This window comes from Beijerinckia sp. 28-YEA-48 (assembly GCF_900104955.1).
GTDB lineage: Bacteria > Pseudomonadota > Alphaproteobacteria > Rhizobiales > Beijerinckiaceae > Terripilifer.
Genome location: NZ_FNSI01000001.1, coordinates 2379616 through 2396009 on the forward strand (window position 1 = coordinate 2379616; position 16394 = coordinate 2396009).

At 60.8% G+C, this 16394-nt stretch carries 15 protein-coding genes; 10 read left to right on the plus strand and 5 right to left on the minus strand.

The genetic code is table 11. The annotated features are described in order from the left end of the window. Positions 1-227 precede the first annotated feature (227 nt). Positions 228-1052, minus strand: a complete 825-nt coding sequence (locus BLW50_RS11205; protein WP_090701852.1) for an IclR family transcriptional regulator — start codon at positions 1050-1052, stop codon at positions 228-230. 298 nt (positions 1053-1350) lie between these two features. Here BLW50_RS11205 and BLW50_RS11210 point away from each other — a divergent pair, with 298 nt between their 5' ends. From BLW50_RS11210 to BLW50_RS11230, 5 genes are all read left to right on the plus strand, one after another. Beyond that, positions 1351-2124, plus strand: coding sequence for an HpcH/HpaI aldolase family protein (locus BLW50_RS11210; RefSeq protein WP_090701856.1), 774 nt, complete (start codon positions 1351-1353; stop codon positions 2122-2124). 12 nt (positions 2125-2136) lie between these two features. Beyond that, the gene (locus BLW50_RS11215; protein WP_090701860.1) at positions 2137-3000 is read left to right on the plus strand and encodes a cupin domain-containing protein; all 864 of its coding nucleotides are present in this window, start codon (positions 2137-2139) and stop codon (positions 2998-3000) included. A gap of 48 nt (positions 3001-3048) precedes the next feature. Next, positions 3049-3996, plus strand: a complete 948-nt coding sequence (locus BLW50_RS11220) for a DUF6282 family protein (RefSeq protein WP_090701864.1) — start codon at positions 3049-3051, stop codon at positions 3994-3996. Positions 3997-4043: 47 nt separating this feature from the next. Further along, positions 4044-5093: a beta/alpha barrel domain-containing protein gene (locus BLW50_RS11225; protein ID WP_090701867.1), complete on the plus strand. Its 1050-nt coding sequence runs from the start codon at positions 4044-4046 to the stop codon at positions 5091-5093. Between the two features lie 144 nt (positions 5094-5237). After that, positions 5238-6548 (plus strand): MFS transporter, encoded by a 1311-nt coding sequence (locus tag BLW50_RS11230; protein WP_090701870.1) that lies wholly within the window; start codon positions 5238-5240, stop codon positions 6546-6548. Positions 6549-6638: 90 nt separating this feature from the next. On the opposite strand, the gene BLW50_RS11235 is transcribed toward BLW50_RS11230, so the two are convergent. The 4 genes from BLW50_RS11235 to minC all read right to left on the minus strand — a co-directional run bounded on the left by BLW50_RS11235 (position 6639) and on the right by minC (position 9005). Next, entirely contained in the window at positions 6639-6944 is a 306-nt protein-coding gene (locus BLW50_RS11235) for a hypothetical protein (RefSeq protein ID WP_090701874.1), read from the minus strand. Between the two features lie 216 nt (positions 6945-7160). After that, complete coding sequence (minE, locus tag BLW50_RS11240; protein ID WP_090701877.1) at positions 7161-7424, minus strand: cell division topological specificity factor MinE; 264 nt, start codon at positions 7422-7424, stop codon at positions 7161-7163. After that, a complete protein-coding gene (minD, locus tag BLW50_RS11245; protein WP_090701880.1) occupies positions 7421-8236 on the minus strand; it encodes a septum site-determining protein MinD in 816 nt (271 codons plus the stop codon). The genes minE and minD overlap by 4 nt, the downstream gene beginning before the upstream one ends. A 34-nt stretch (positions 8237-8270) precedes the next feature. Then, on the minus strand, positions 8271-9005 hold the full coding sequence (gene minC / locus BLW50_RS11250) for a septum site-determining protein MinC (RefSeq protein ID WP_090701884.1): 735 nt from the start codon (positions 9003-9005) through the stop codon (positions 8271-8273). A gap of 588 nt (positions 9006-9593) precedes the next feature. On the opposite strand from minC, the gene BLW50_RS11255 reads away from it, so the two are divergent. The 5 genes from BLW50_RS11255 to BLW50_RS11275 all read left to right on the plus strand — a co-directional run bounded on the left by BLW50_RS11255 (position 9594) and on the right by BLW50_RS11275 (position 16103). Next, positions 9594-10466, plus strand: a complete 873-nt coding sequence (locus tag BLW50_RS11255; protein WP_090701888.1) for an alpha/beta fold hydrolase — start codon at positions 9594-9596, stop codon at positions 10464-10466. 23 nt (positions 10467-10489) lie between these two features. After that, the gene (locus tag BLW50_RS11260; protein WP_139267574.1) at positions 10490-10894 is read left to right on the plus strand and encodes a RidA family protein; all 405 of its coding nucleotides are present in this window, start codon (positions 10490-10492) and stop codon (positions 10892-10894) included. 84 nt (positions 10895-10978) lie between these two features. Next, the gene (locus tag BLW50_RS11265) at positions 10979-13069 is read left to right on the plus strand and encodes a hydantoinase/oxoprolinase family protein (protein WP_090701894.1); all 2091 of its coding nucleotides are present in this window, start codon (positions 10979-10981) and stop codon (positions 13067-13069) included. Between the two features lie 4 nt (positions 13070-13073). Continuing rightward, positions 13074-15293, plus strand: coding sequence for a hydantoinase B/oxoprolinase family protein (locus tag BLW50_RS11270; protein ID WP_090701897.1), 2220 nt, complete (start codon positions 13074-13076; stop codon positions 15291-15293). A 9-nt stretch (positions 15294-15302) separates the two neighbouring features. Further along, positions 15303-16103 (plus strand): dienelactone hydrolase family protein, encoded by an 801-nt coding sequence (locus BLW50_RS11275; protein ID WP_090701900.1) that lies wholly within the window; start codon positions 15303-15305, stop codon positions 16101-16103. The last annotated feature ends 291 nt before the right edge of the window (positions 16104-16394 follow it).

Sequence of the window (16394 nt, forward strand, 5' to 3'; positions counted from 1 at the left end):
CGCAAGATGCCGTGCGCATGCGCTTCCGACACCGGGACATTGTGGTTTGGCACGTATGGGATCACCCACGGCGACTTAGCGGCAGGAGCGCACCCCCAAGCCTATCGCAAGTCGGTTAAGTGCCGCGCTTGCTCCTTGCACGCGGCCGCCTTTTGTCTGCGGCGGATAAACTGTCTTCTATTATCGCGGCATAGCGGCTTGTTGCTCGCGCCAAAGCGACCCATTTCTCATTTTCTTTTGCGCAAGCTCACGGTCTTCATCAGCCGCGGCGCCGGATGCGTGGACGCGCGGCCGTAACCCATCCGTCGTGAAATCTGCTCGGCGCACTCTTTCAAGGCAGCGACCGTTTGCTCATCAGGCTCGGCGGGCAGAAATTGGATCGACCCAACAACAGCGACCGAGCCGATAATCGTATCGTCTTCATCAAAGATCGGACCGGCGACCGCGTTGATGCCGAGCATGGTTTCTTCCGGCGCGGAGGCAAAACCTTGCCGCACAATTTTTCCCAGTTCCGCTTCCAGCAGAGTGCGGTCGGTGATGGTTCTATTGGTGAGCTTTTCGATATCGCGCGCCAGAATGCGTTCCTGAAAGGGCCGCGGCGAATAGGCCAAAAGAATGCGCCCCTGCGCGCTTGAGGGAAACGACAGCTCACTGCCCGGCCGCACACCGATTTCAATCGGCGACGCACTGGGAACGGCGAAATGTACGAGCGCGCCGCGCGGACTCATGGTGGACAGAACCACGGTTTGCCCGATGCTGTCGCGCAGGTCGCGCATAGGACCTTCGGCGGTCTGGATGAGATCAATTTCCGGCGCGGCGCGCGCGAGGATGCGGCTCTTCGAACCGATGGAATAGCGCGCGGTTTGCACGTTCTGTTTCAGATAACCGCGCTCGACGAGCGTCAACAGGTGGCGATGAACCGAGCCCTTGGTCAGACCGAGGCGATCGGCGATCTGCGTGACGCCAAGTTCTTCATTTGAAAAAGCGACGGTTTCCAATACGTCGAGAGCGACGCCGACCGAGCGCACGCCGCCGTCTAGTCCGTCTGACATTTCAAGCCTTTCCAATAGCTTTGGCGACCACTGGCGCGAATCGCTCCCTGTTCGCGAGGGCGAAACCCTAATTCGAGAATAAAGACATGGGAAGGCAGCAATTCCACGCCTTCTAGCGGTTGACAACGAGCTTTCATCTTATATTAGAAACGCAGTTTCGTTGTCGCGAACAATTTGGCAATTCGCACGAAGACCCCGGTCATGCGCGATTGTTCCAATTTGGCCAAGCGCCGTTTTTCGGAGCCAATTGGAACGCGCGGATGCGCCGAATAATGAAATTGAAGAGGAACGCTGATCGATGACCAGGCCGGACGCCATTCAGTTCCGTAAACGGCTTGCTATGGGAGAGGTTCTGGCCGGGACGTTCGCCAAGACGCCGACCGGCCATGCGACGGAGATCTTTGGCGATCTCGGCTATGATTTTATCGTTATCGATGAAGAGCATGCGCCATTTGACCGCCGCTCGATCGATGAGGCGATCGTCGCCGCCCGCGCCGCCAACATTGCTGCTCTGGTGCGCGTGGCGTCCAGCGCGCCCTCCAATTTATTGTCGGTCCTCGATTGTGGCGCCGTTGGCGTGCTGGTTCCCCATGTCGCCACCGTGGAGAGCGCCCGCGACATCGCCGCCGCTTGCCGCTATCGCAAGGGCAGCCGCGGCTTCTCGAATTCGCCACGGGCGGGCCGCTATGGCGGCCTCAACCTCGCCCAGCATCTAGAACATGCCGACGCCATCACAACGGTTGTTGCCCAGATCGAAGATCCGTCGGCTCTGTCCGTTGTCGAGGATATCGCGCGTGTCGACGGCATTGACGCCCTCTTCGTCGGGCGCGGCGATCTCGCCGCCGCCATGGAAGAAAGCTCGCCCGAGGCGCCCGCCGTTCGCTCTGCCGCAGAGCGCGTGGCGAAAGCCGCGCGGGCGGCCGGCAAGCCGGTTCTGTTCTTTGTCGGAAGCCTCGCAGACGCAGCTGCCATGCGCGAAATCGGCGCCAGCGGCTTCATCTACATGTCCGATCAGGGCCTGATGCGCCAGGCAGCCGCCAAAGCGCTCGCCGATCTCAAGACGCTCAAGTAGGGAGTACCACCGATGCCGATCGCCAAGCGCAAAGCAACTCATGCGCGCCACTATCAGGATCAACCGCAGACAATCGACGCGGACGGTTCGAAGCATTGGATCACCCGCGCCGCGAATTTCGTTGCCGATGTTACCGAAGCCAAGCCGGGCGCAACCCTGACGCGCGCTCAGCAAGCGGACGAATACATGGCCTTCGTGGTCACCGGCCGCGCCATCGTGGAAGCGGGATCGGAACGCCGGAACATCGAGCCCGAGACTTTACTGATCATGCCGCCTGGCGCCAGCACGATCTCGATGCCCGATGGTGGCGAGATCATTCGGATCTTTTCGAACAAGGCGACGGATCTGACCACGTCCGCTATCAACGCCGCGATCTATGCCGATGCGGCCGCAGAAGTGACGCCCATCACACCCTGGCCGCAGCCGACCGATGGCTTCAAGATCCGCAGTTATCGACTTGCCGACTTCAAAAGCCCGGACCCGAGCCCGCTGAAGATGCGGGTGTTCCGCTCGACCAATTTGATGATCAATATTTTCGAACCTTGGTCCAACCGGCGCGATCCGGGAAAGCTCAGCCCCCATTGGCACGACGACTTCGAGCAGATGTCGTTTGGTCTGCGCGGCGCATTCCGGCATCACCTGCGCTATCCGTGGGGACCGGACATGAGCAAATGGGAAGACGACGAGCATGTCACCTATGAGGCCAGCCCGTCGATCCTGGTCATTCCGGCTGGCGTGATTCACACGACACAAGACATCGGAGACGGCACCACCTGGCTTGTCGATATCTTCGGACCGCCCCGCGTCGATTTTTCATCCAAGCCCGGCTTCGTCCTTAACGAAGCGGATTATCCCATGCCGAAGCGCGACGCCTGAAGGCCATCAGCCCTCCCGCGAGATCCTGATAATCAGACAGGTGAAAGCATGACCACTCAATCGGTGAAGGACATCGAAACACGGATCGACGACATTTTGGTGGGCGCCATCGATCCGCATGTGCACTCCGGCCCGTCGATCGCGACACGCGCCATTGACCATCTTGAACTGGCGCAATTGATGTCGACGGCGCGCTTCGCCGCGGTGATCACCAAAGATCATGATTACAGCGGCGTAATGGCTGCGGCATTGATTGCCCGTCATCATCCAGAACTAATCACCAAGGTTTATTCGAGCATCGTGCTCAACAATGTCGTCGGTGGCTTTAATCCTTACGCGGTCGAACATACGGCGGCGATGGGTGGAAAGACCGTCTATATGCCGACGCTGGCGGCAGAGAACCATTTGCGTTGGGAAAAGAACGGAACCTGGGTCCACCCGGCGTCGACGCAGAAAATGCGTCCGGCCTCCGCCGTTCTTGTTCTCGACCCCTCGGGTGAAGTCCGGGATGAAGTCAAGGAAGTGCTTGATATCATCGCCGAGAACGACATGGCGCTGGCCAGCGGCCACCTTCATGTGAGCGAGACCTGGAAGGTCTTCGAGGAAGCAAAAAAGCGTGGCGTCAAACGCATGATCCTCACCCACCCCGAAGAGATTGTCGACGCGTCCCTCAATGACGTGAAGGGAATCGCCGCGATGGGCGCCTTCGTCGAACATTCTCTCTGCATGTTCCTGGAAGGCTCGAAGTTCAAGGTGGCGGGGCCTGACGACATGCGCAAGCTCATCGATGCGGCGAGCGTCGAACAGACGATCATGTGTTCGGACCTGGGCCAGCCCGGCGTTTTCAGCCCGCTCGAAGGGTTCCGTCGCGGCGTTAAAATGTGCCTCGATCTCGGCTTCACCGACGATGAAGTGCATCAGATGGTGTCGACTAACGCGGCGCGCGCCTTTGGCCTGGAAGCCGAGGTCGCGCGCGTCAAGGCCCTCCCCCATTAAGGCAGGCGCCCAGCCTCAAGCGAGACAAGTTCAAGCGAGACAAGCTCATGAGTAAACCGAATCTGGAAACACGGATTGGCTCCGTCCAGCTCAAGAACCCGGTGATCGCCGGTTCCGCCGAACATCTGATTGATGCCGACGGTGTGCGCCGCGCATTGAAAGCAGGTGCTGGTGCGGTCGTGGTGAAATCCACCAATGAATCGCAGGCAGCGCGCGATCAATTGCAGCAGGCCGAATATACGGTTTTGGATGACCAATGGCGCCCCATTCCCTGGAACGCCTCGGCGCCGAGAACCGCCTTCGTCGCCTGCCGCTCTGGCCTGACGCCGCAACCGTTCGAAGCCTGGCTCGAACAGACCTCGCGCCTCGATCGTGAAGCGCGTAGTAGCGATGCCGTCGTCGTGGCCAGCATCATCCTCTCCGATCTCGATCGCGCCGTCGCCATGGCCAAGCAGATCGAGCAGGAAGGTCTTCGGGTTCTCGAACTGAATATCGGCACGCCCTATGCGAGCCAGTCGGCCAAGGGCGCGGTCTCCACCGAGCTTCTGCCCGAGCGCATCACAACGATCGTCACAGCGGTCCGCTCGGCCGTTTCCATTCCACTTTGGGTCAAGATCACCGGACAGAGCGAACGCGTGCCGGATCTCGCCGGCGCCGCCTTCGAAGCGCGCGCCGATGCAGTGGTGATGGCCGGGCGGTTGCTCGGCCTTATTCCCGATGTCGAAACCCTTGAGCCCATTCTTGGCACCACGCTTGGTGTCGGCGGTTCATGGCACTTGCCGATGACCTGCCAGTGGCTGGCGCTGACCCGCAGCAAGCTCGGTCCAGACCGCGCTTTGATCGGCACCAATGGCGCGCAATCCGGCCTGGATGTGGCGCGCATGATGTTGGCTGGCGCATCGGCTGTGGAGATGTCGTCGCAGGTGATGCTGCGAGGCTTCGAACTTCTGGAACAGACCTTGTCCGAGCTCGAAGCCTATCTCGATCGCAAGCAGCTCAGCGCGAGCGCTCTGATCGGGAAGGCCGCGGACAGCCGCAAGACCTTCGCTCAAATGACCATGCGCCAGGACAATTGGCGCAACTACATTCCGCACTAGAGCAAATTGCGTTTCGACAGAAACGCAATTCAATCGGGATCTTTTTCGACGCGTCTTTGTGGCGTTTGACGCCGTCAAACTGCAAAACGCTATCGCAAGCAAGCATAGAACCGATGTGAAATTCGGTTCGGAGAGGGAATAGAAATGTCACTCGCCAATGAGGCTCACCCCGTCGACTCTCAGGAATTATTCCGGAAGGTCATCTGGCGCGTGGTTCCTTTGACCGTGTTGATTTACCTGATCGCCATCATCGATCGGGCCAATGTCGGCTTTGCAAAGCTGCAGATGGTGTCAGCGCTGCATATGACCGAGCAGCTCTACGGCCTGGCGTCCTCGCTTTTCTTCATCGGCTATCTGGCGCTTGAAATTCCCAGTGCCTTTGCTGTCAATCGATTTGGCGCCCGTCTCTGGCTGGCCCGTATCCTGTTGACCTGGGGCGTGTTGACGATCGCCACGGCTTGGGTGACCTCGGGCAGCCTGTTCGCGGCCCTGCGGTTTCTGGTCGGCTGCGCGGAAGCCGGCGCCTATCCGGGCATCATCTATTATTTCACGCTTTGGTTTCCCAAGGCGCATCGGGCAAAGGTGCTGGGTTTCCTCACTCTTGGCAGCGCTTTCGGCAATATGTTCGGCTCTCTTGTCAGCGGCTTTCTGCTCGATCTCGATGGCACGTTCGGGTTTGCTGGCTGGCAGTGGGTTTTCATTGTCACCGGCCTACCGGCCCTCATCCTGACGCCGTTTGTCTTACTTTGTCTGCCCAATGGCCCCGCCGACGCGAAATTCCTCTCGACGCCGGAGCGCAACTGGCTGACGGCTGAGCTAGCGAAAGAAACGCCGCCCGGACAGCATGGGAATCCGCTTGCGGTGATTTTCGATAAGCGCGTGTTGATGCTCTCGGGCGCCTATATGCTGATCCTGGTATCGCTCTACGGCGTCATCTATTGGCTGCCGACCGTCGTGCGTGGCTTCGGTGTCTCCGGGACGCAGAACGGCATTCTGAGCTCGATACCTTGGATCGTTGGCGTCTTTGCCTTGGTGACGATCCCGCCGCGCCTGCGCAAGGAGAAAACCGTTCTCCTGGCCATGATCGCGATTTGTTGCGTGGGCTTGGTCTGTTTTTACCTGAGCACGACACTGCCGCAGAATTGGATGCGCTTGGTTGCCATGTCGATCGGCACACCCTGCATCTCGCTGCTGTTCCCCTGCTTCTGGTTCCTGCCTTCGCTGTTCTTTTCGGGACAGCGCGCGGCCATGGCCATCGCGGCCATCAGCACGATCGGCAGCCTAGGCGGCTTCTTCGCGCAAAATCTCATGCCGTGGGTCGCAGGTCTTGCCGGCACTCCTGTGGCGGCCATGCTGGTCCCCGCAGCATGCTTGACCCTCGTCGGCTTGTTCGCTCTCGCGATCAAAGTCACTGGCTTTGGTAGCCAGCCGCAGGAAGCGCCGCGCGGCGCTTAACGACAAACTTCAAACGCGAGCTTCCCGATCTGCATTGTCTCATCGGGAAGCTCGTGGGCCCGCTGCCCCCATAGATCACTGGGCCAAAGATCATTGGGCCAAGGCTGCGCGCCGCCCATCATCCGTCAGCGAGTAAATGACCTGCCCGTTTGCCGGTTGTCCCGCACGGATAAAATGCGCTTTCTCCAAGTCGGCAACGAACTCCACAGGCACCTCGATCTGCCTTGCCAGAAGACCAGCTGAACTCGATCGCCCGCTTGCATCTTCACGCGCTAACGAGAAAACGTCCTGTTTTAAATCACCCTGTGGATGAGACAAGTGTCGCCGGATCACGACATCGCTTTTGGCCATAAGCTGCAAAAGTTGTGTCGTCGAAATGTGGCTGCTGAGATGCATGACATTCCCTCGAATCAAAACCGCTTCAAGGAAAATTTAAGACGTTCAATGTGGCGGAAGATTGAGGAAGCTCAGACTAACTGAGCTTCTGCTTCTTACTGCAACCGCCTCTCCACCATCTCGATAAGTTCGACGGCAGCATGACTGAGCAGCTGAAGCAAAGCCAGCTGCTCATCATTTCAGTATCAATCAAAGCTGTTTCAGGCAGCTCTCTTATCAAGCAGCCCTTTTGCCCGTGTCGAACGGAATTTCGATATCCACCGCCAGCGTCGAGACCTGAGCGCCGCGTTCCATGCGGACACTGACCTTTTCGTCGTCGATCTGCATATGTTTCGAGATGGCGCGCAAAATTTCGTCGCGCAGCTTCGTGATGAGATCGGAGTCGCCAACAGCCGCGCGTTCGTGGGCCAGTAGAACCTGGAGCCTTTCGCGTGCCGCTGGAGCGGACTGGGGACGGGAGAAAAAACGGAGCAGGTTCATGCCACTTTCCTTCCGAAGAACTTTCCGAAGAAACTGCGCTTCTCGCCGGGAATGGTAATCGGCAGAGTCTCCCCCTTGAGCCGGCGCGCGGCATCGAAATAAGCGATCGCAGGCGCACTGCGCTCGTCCGCCAGTGTTACGGGCGATCCAACGTTGGAAGCGCGCAGCACATCCATGCTCTCTGGAACGATGCCGAGCAGCGGGATCGAAAGAATCTCAAGCACATCGTCGACTTTCAACATGTCGCCGCGCTGGGCCCGGACCGGATCGTATCGGGTGAGGAGCAAATGCTTTTCGATCCGATCGCCTGTCTCGGCCTTAAGCGTCTTGGAATCGAGCAGGCCAATGATGCGGTCGGAATCGCGCACCGAAGAGACTTCCGGGTTGGTCACGACGATGGCAATGTCCGCATGGCGCATCGCCAGCGTAGCGCCCCGCTCGATGCCGGCAGGGCTGTCGCAGATGACCCAATCGAAGGCCTGTTTCAGCGCGCCAATGACGGTCTCGACGCCTTCGGCCGTCAGGTTGTCCTTGTCGCGCGTTTGCGAGGCCGGGAGCAGATAGAGCGTCTCAAGCCGTTTGTCGCGGATCAACGCCTGCGTCAGCTTGGCCTCGCCCTGAATAACGTTGACGAGGTCGTACACAACACGCCTTTCGGCGCCCATGACGAGATCGAGGTTGCGCAGCCCGACATCGAAATCAACGACCACGACCTTGTCGCCGTCGCGGGCAAGGGCTGCGCCCAATGCCGCAGAGGAGGTCGTCTTGCCGACGCCGCCTTTGCCCGATGTAACCACGATGACCTTGCCCATTGAACTCTCCTGTTTATGTGGACGCGCCATCGCCTCAGGCGAGTGATCCAACTTTGAATGTGTCGCCTTCCAGCCAGAACTGGACGGCCTTTCCGCGCAGATCGGGTTTGAGATCCTCGGCTGTCTGGTAGTAACCGTCGATGGCGATCAGCTCGGCTTCAAGCTTGCTGCAGAAGATGCGCGCTGAAGCATGGCCCATCGTTCCGGCCATCACCCGCCCTCTGAGCGTCCCATAGATGTGGACCGAGCCGCCGGCGACGATCTCCGCGCCCGAAGCGACCGAGCCGACGACTGTCACATCGCCTTCGGGAAAGATGATCGACTGCCCCGAACGGACCGGTTCTGTCATGAGCATGGACGGCAACGCCTTCAGTGGCAGCGGCGCGGCAGGAGCAGCTGCTCCCGCGGGCTTCGATTCCACACTCTCATCGCCGCTCGGCGCTTCGATGTCCGAAGCCGGACGCCCGTCCGCCATCGCCGGAGGCAGATCCGCGCCGAGCAAGGACGGACGCGCGCCCTCAATGCCCATGATTCGCACATTGCGCTCGCCGAGCTTGTCGATGAGTTCGCGCAGCTGCGACCGATCGATGTCTAACCCATTGATATCGAGAACCACGGGGCGACGCCGGAAGAAGCCGGTGGAACGCGACGCCAAATGGTCGAGCCGCTCCAGCCAGTCCTCGAAAGGCTGTTCGGGCGTCAAAGCCAAAGCAAGAAAACTGCGCCCCTTGAGGCGGATAGGCCGAGGTTGTGTTAACACGTTGGTCATCTTGGTAAATATTCAGTTGCCACGATGTACCCAGCGAATGGTTAATCGTTGGTAAATTTCAGCTTCTAGCCAAGCCGCCGACGCATCAAGCACAGCAATTTCTTTCTCCGGCGCGCTCAATGAGCCATCGTGTCAGAGATAGACTCCCAGGCCTCCTGCGCCTCGCGAGCTTGGGCGCCCGTAACGATACTTTGTAAGGCGATGGCAGTCGTCTGCGGCCTTGCCCGTAATTTCGATCCTGGCGTCGTCGGCGTGGAAGAAATGGCTCGAATTCAATTTGTTTTTCTAAGTGCCTCCAAGCGGGCCAATGCTGCGTTCTCGCTCGGCCATGAGACAAAATCTGCTGTCGTCCCGAGCCCGCTTAATGTGATAGCTTGTTATCACATTAGGCCTATCAACGCCTCTCTCCGGCGCGAGAAAACAGACCTAATATTTTCACCTTCTCCCTGAATGGCAGCACTTTCAATCACTTTCGGCATCACAAAGGGATAATCTTATAGTCTTTTATAAATTTAGATTGCCAAGCCGCCACGCATCGCCTATGCCGGTCGCCTCAGAAACGATGTCTGCGATCATGCGGAGGATGCGATGGGCAAGGGAGGCGGCGGACTACGTTCGCGCTGGGTGAAGGTGAACGGCGTCAGGACCCATTACATGGAGGCCGGCGGCGACGGCCCGGTGATCGTCATGCTGCATGGCGGCGGCCACGGCTCTTCCGGACAATCGGGCATGGGCGCGTTGATGGAAGCGCTGTCGGAACATTTCCGCGTCGTCGCGCCAGATTCCATCGGCGGCTATGGCGAAACCGACGTCTCGGCGCCGACGCCCCATGGCCTGCTCAATCGCGTTGATCAGGCGCGCGATTTCGTCGACACGCTCTGTCTCGACACTTTCACCATTCTCGGCAACTCGCAGGGCGCTTTCGCCGCCGCGCGCTACGCGCTTGAAAATCCCGAGCGCATCGAGAAAATGGTGCTGATCTCCTCGCTCACCATCGGCCAGTCCATGGGCCTAGAACAGGCGCCGACCGACGCCATGCGGGCGTTGATGGGCTATGACGGCACGCCGCAGGCGATGCGCAAAATGCTCGAAGGCCTTGTGGTCGACCGCTCCAAGATCACCGACGAGCTGATCGCCCGCCGCCAGGCCAGCGCCACGCGGCCGGGCGCCATGGAGGCCATGGATCGCTTCCTCAAAGCCACCGGCGGCCTCAACAAGCATCCGGTTCTGTCGATGCACATGAACCTGCGCGACAGCCTGCCGAAATTGACGAAGACACTGCCGACGATCTTCGTCTGGGGCAATGAAGACCCGTTCGCGTTGCCCGAAACCGGCCATAAGCTCGAGCCGCTGCTGCCTGACGTGAAATTCCACTGGATCGCCGATGCCGGCCATCAAGTGCAGACCGACAAGCCCGATGTGGTCAGCGACATCATCAAGCGCTTCGTTCTCGGCCAATAACAAGCACATTGCGGGAGGCAAACGTGGGGGCACAGCTCGATCGCCAATCCATGGCGCAATCACCCGAGGCACCCGAACGCATGGCCGGCATGGTGCCGGGCGTCCGGGCCGGTGGCTTTCTGTTTCTCTCGGCCGTACGCGGCCGCGAGCAAGGCGGCGGCATGAGCGATGATCCTCTGACCCAGGCGCGCCAGGCACTGAAGAATCTTGAAGCTATCCTTGCCGCCTCGGGCGCCACCCTGGCCCATGTAGTGAAAGTGACGCTTTACCTGCACGATCTGGAAAAGCGCACGCCGTTCCATCAAGCGTGGATGGAGTTCTTTCCCCAGGATCCGCCGGCACGCATCGCCGTCTGTGTGGCGGACGCCAATGCGGCGCCAGGCGGCAAGGCGCATTTCGCCCTCGACGTCATCGCACTGGCGCCGTGAGGAACTCGTCCGACCGTAAGGTCAGAAATTTGTAACACTGCAACATGGGTTCTGGCGGTGACCAGACCATCAGAGGAAAGCGCTATGGCGTATTACGTAGGTACGGATATTGGCGGCACGTTCACCGATCTGGTGATGCTGGACGATATCGGCGATGTCACCATCGTCAAGGCTCCCACAACACCCGATGATCGCACGCGCGGCGTGCTCGACGCCTTCACCCTGGCGGCCGAAGCCAAGGGCGTGACCCGCGACAAGCTGATCTCGGAACTGGCTTATTTCGCCCATGGTACGACGGCCGCGACGAATGCCTTCATCGAACGCAAGGGCGTCAAGACCGGCCTGCTGACGACGCGCGGCTTCCGCGACACCCTGCGCATCCAGCGTTGCATGGCGAGCTGGGCCGGCCTGTCCGATCACGAAATTGCGCATTTCTCCGAACGCTCGACGCCGCAGCCGCTGGTCGACATCGACCTGATCGAGCCGATCACCGAGCGTGTCGACTATAAGGGCGCGGTGATCATGGCGCTCGACGAGGAAGCGGCGCGCGCCAGCATCAGACGGCTGGTCGATGCCGGGGTGGAAGCCATCGCCATCACCCTGCTCTGGTCGTTCCGCAATCCCGCGCATGAACGCCGGCTCGCCGAACTGGTCCATGAGATCGCGCCGGATGTGTTCGTCACCATCTCGTCGTCGCTCATTCCCGTGCTCGGCGAATATGAGCGGACCTCGACGACCTGCATCAACTCCTATCTCGGCCCGGTCATCAACCGCTATATCAGCGGGCTTGAGAACTCGATCCGCACGGCTGGCTTCAACGGGCCGATTTCGATCATGGAATCGGGCGGCGGCGTGCTGCCGGCCAGCGAAGCGGCTTTCCAGGCGGCCAATCTGCTGACCTCGGGCCCGGCCGGCGGCGTGCTTGCCTCGCTAAAACTCGGTGAGCAGCTCGGCTACGACAATATTCTCACCACCGACATGGGCGGCACGAGTTTCGACGTCGGCGTTATCGTCGATGGCCGGCCGCTCTTAGAAAACATCCGCGAGGTCGGACGTTTCCACGTGGCCCTTCCCTCGATCAAGGTAACGGCGATCGGCGCCGGCGGCGGTTCGATCGCGCGCATCCATGCCGGCCATCTGATGGTCGGCCCGGAGAGCGCCGGCGCTGTGCCCGGCCCCGCCTGCTATCGGCGCGGCGGCACAGAGCCAACGATCACCGATGCCGACGTGGTGCTTGGCATGATCGATCCGGCTTACTTTCTGGGCGGTAAGATGGATCTCGACATCGCCGCTTCCGAGCGCGCAATCAACGATCACATCGCCAAGCCGCTCGGCCTCACTTTGCATGAAGCCGCCGCTGGCATCCGCGAGGTCGCCAACAACCAGATGGCCGACCTGCTGCGCCGCGTCACCACGCGCTCGGGCTATGACCCGCGTAACTTCGTCGTCTTCGCCTATGGCGGCGCTGGCCCGACCCATGCCTATCACTATAGCTCGGTGGCTGGCATTTCGACCGTGGTGGTACCCAAAACCGCGTCCGGCCATTCGGCCTTCGGCACGGTGACCGCCGATCGGCATCGTTCCTTCTCGCTCGCCTTCGGCCAACATGCGCCGGCTCGCTTCAAGCGTGCTTCCGATCACATCGATGCCGGCAAGCTGAACGATGGCTTCGACCAACTCGTCGCCCAATGCCGTCAAGCGCTTGGTGATGGCACGCAGATCAAGCGCCTCATCGGCATGCGCTTCCGTCAGCAGGTGCATCAGATCGAGGTCGATGTGCCATCGAGCCGGCTTGATGCGGCAGCGATCGACGCGCTCGTCGACAGCTTCGAGCAGCGCTACGAGCAGATCTACGGCAAAGGCACGGCTCTGCGCATGTCCGGCGTCGAATTCATCACCCAGCGAGTCGAAGGACTGACGCCTGTGCAGCGGCCCGATCCGCGCCGGCTGAAGGCCGGCAACGCACCGGCCAAATCGGCTGGCACGCGCCGGGTCTATTTCTACGGCGAAGGTTTCAAGGAAACGCCGGTCTATCGCTGGGAAGATTTGAGCCCGGGCCATCCCATTAAAGGGCCCGCCATCGTCGAACGGCCCGACACGACCATCGTCGTCGGGGTTGGCCATCGCGCCGAAATCGAACCGTTTGGCAATCTGCTCATTCATTTGAAGGGTTGAGACAATGAGCACCGATACACTGACGCCGCCGCGCTCCGACGTTTATGACTACGACCGGGTGAAGGTCGATCCGATCACCTTTCAGGTCATTCATCACCGCCTGACCTCGATCACCGACGAACAGGGCGCCACCTTGCAGGCGATCTCCGGCTCGCCGCTGGTCAACGAGGCGACCGACTTCAACACCGGCATTTTCCGCGCCCATGGCGAAATCGTCACCATGGGCAAGACAGTGCTGCTGCATGCAGCGTCCGTGGCGGAAATGGTGAAAAGCATCATTGCCGATTGCACAGCAAAGCCCGGCATTCGCCCCAACGACATGTTCCTGGTCAACCATCCCTATAAGGGCTCGCTGCACGCGCCCGACTTCGGCCTGGTAGCACCGGTGTTCCATGGCAACCAGCGCATCGGCTGGATTGGCGTGTGCTGTCATCAGCTCGATGTCGGCGGCATGGCGCCGGGCGGCTCCTTCCCGGAGGCGACCGATGTGTTGCAAGAGGGCATGCTGGTGCCGCCGCTGCGCATCGTTGAGGATGGCGAGTTCCGCGAAGACATTCTGGCGATGATCACCGGCATGTCGCGCCTGTCGACCAATATGAGCCTCGACTTCCGCGGCATGATGGCAGCCAACAAGGTGGCCCTGCGCCGCCTGCAGGAAACCATCGATCAATATGGCATCGACACAGTGCTGTCGGTGATGGACGAAGCCATCGACATGTCGGAGCGAGCCGTGCGCGAGCGCCTGGCCAAACTGCCCGATGGCATCTACCGCGCCCAGACCTTCCTCGATCACGACGGCAAGGAGAACAAGCTCTATCGCATCCATGTTGAGCTGACGAAGACGGGCGACGAGATCACGCTCGACTTCTCCCAATCGGCCGATCAGGCGCCGCGCTTCATGAACTGCACCGAAGGCGGCCTGCTGGCTGGCGTGCGCGCCGCCATGCTGCCGATCCTCGCCTATGATCTGCCGTGGAATGAGGGCGTGTTCCGGCCGATGAAGCTGGTGAGCCGGCCGGGCTCGATCGTCTCAGCGCGTTTCCCAGCACCTGTGAGTCAGGGGCCGCTTGGCGCCATGTGGCTGGTCGAGACCGTGGCGACGGCGGCGCTGTCGCGCCTGGCCGCCACCGACAAGGATTACATCCACGAGGCGCAGGCCTCGCCAAACGGCGGACCGGACCTTTATGCCTTCTTCGGCCACAACCAATATGGCGAGCATTTCCACGGCGCGCTGCTCGACATGATCTATGTCGGCGGCGGCGCCTATTCCCATCGCGACGGCCTGACGCCGCAGGGGCACCGTCATATTCCGGCGCTGCGCCTCCAGAACGTCGAAGCCAACGAGCAGATCGGCCCCTTCCTCTATCTCTATCGGAAGTTCACGTCCGACTCGGCCGGCCCCGGCCGCAACCGTGGCGGCGCCAGCGTCGGTGTCGGCTATGTGCTGCATGACATCGATCACATGGACCTGCGGCTTGCCTGCCATTGCTATGAATCGCCGACCTCCTTCGGCCTGTTCGGCGGCTATCCCAGCGGCTGCAACCGCCGCCGCTTCCTGAAAGACGCCCACGCCGACGAGATGATCGCCGCCGGCGAGATGCCCTTCGATACGTCCGATATCGCCGGCGAAGTGTTAACGCTGCCAGCCAAGGTGTCGGGCTCGATCCCGATCAACGCCAGCGATATCTACGAATGCGGGCCAAGCGCTGGCGCCGGCTGGGGCGATCCGATCGAACGTATCGCCAAACTCGTCGCCGAAGACGTGCACTATGGCTTTGTCTCACAAGCCATGGCGCGCACCATCTATGGCGTCGTCCTGCAAGCAAACGGCGCCGTGGATGAGGCGGAAACGCTGAAGCTGCGCGACGCCATGCGCACCGAACGTCGGTCTTGGCCAGCCCCCAAGACGCTGGCGAACAAGCCGGCGCGCGATGCCGCAGGCGATCTCGTCGCCCGTTTCGGCGATGCCGCCTCGTTCCAGCGCATCAAGGGCAAGACTTACTTCCGCTGCGACTGCGGCGAGGCCATCGCCCCTGCCGGAGAGAACTGGAAGGACTATGCCCATCAAGCAGTCACATCAGCTGAGGAGCTCGGGCCTCGCATCACCTTGCATACTGAGATCGAAGCCATGCGCTTTGCCTGCCCGCATTGCGCGCGCCTGCTCGATCTCGAAATCAAGCTGAAGGGCGAACAACCGCTCGTCGACGTCGAAATCAGGAACTGAGAGGACTTCATGGCACCGATTTTTCCCCTACCCCCGCGGTGGGACCGCAAGGTCGATTGCGGCTGGGTGGAGTTCAAGAGCGGCGGCGACGACATTCGTGGCTATCTGGCGAAGCCGAAAGGCGATGCGAAAGGATTGCCGGCGATCGTCATGGTACACGAGAACCTCGGCGTGATTGAACATCGCCAGGACGTCACCAAGCGCCTCGCCGATCTCGGCTATGTCGCCTTGACCGTCGATCTGTTCAGCCGCGCCGGCGGGCGACCGCCGCAGGATTTCGTCGATGTGGAGGATCGCCGCCGCAAGGCCTTCGTGGCAGCGCGCGACGAACAGGCCGTGCCCGATCTCGAAGCCGGTTGCGATTATCTCGCCTCGCTCGGCTGTGTCGACATGCAGCGTGTCGGCGCGCTCGGCTATTGCATGGGCGGCGGCACGATGCTCGACTGGATCTGCGGCCAGACCAACCGGGTGAAAGCAGCAGTCGCCTTCTATCCGACGGCGATCGTGCCGCCGGAATGGCGCCTCGACAACAAGCCCCGCTCACGCATCGCTGTCGCCCCGCAGCTGTCTTGCCCGCTCGACGTGCATTTCGGCGAGAAGGACACCGCGGTGCCGCCGCAGGAACAGGTGGAGCTTGAAGCGGCTCTCGCCCAGGCGAAGCAGCCGGTTCGCTTCTATCGTCATCCCGGCGCCAACCACGCCTATCACGACGATACCCATCCGAACTATCACGCCGAGGCCTCGAAGGTGAGCTGGGCTCAGACCCTCGCCTTCTTCGAGAGCCATCTCGGCAAGCCCGTGCCGGCTTGAAGACAGGCGGCATAGTCCAAATAAGAAGGCCGGGCATTGCGCCCGGCCTTTTTTGTTTGCCCCACACCGTCATTGCAAGAAGCGCAGCGACGAAGCAACTCATAGAGTCTCTGCGTAGCCACTTTCCAGGCTTTACCACACGCTCCTGGATCCCCGATCGCGCCAAGCGCGTCGGGGATGACACTGCGGCTCAAACAGCGCAGTCATAACGCTACCGAAGAGAAGGCGACACCTTGGTGTCATCCCCGACAGCCGCGGAGCGACTGAGCGGGGATCCAGGGGCGCGTGGTA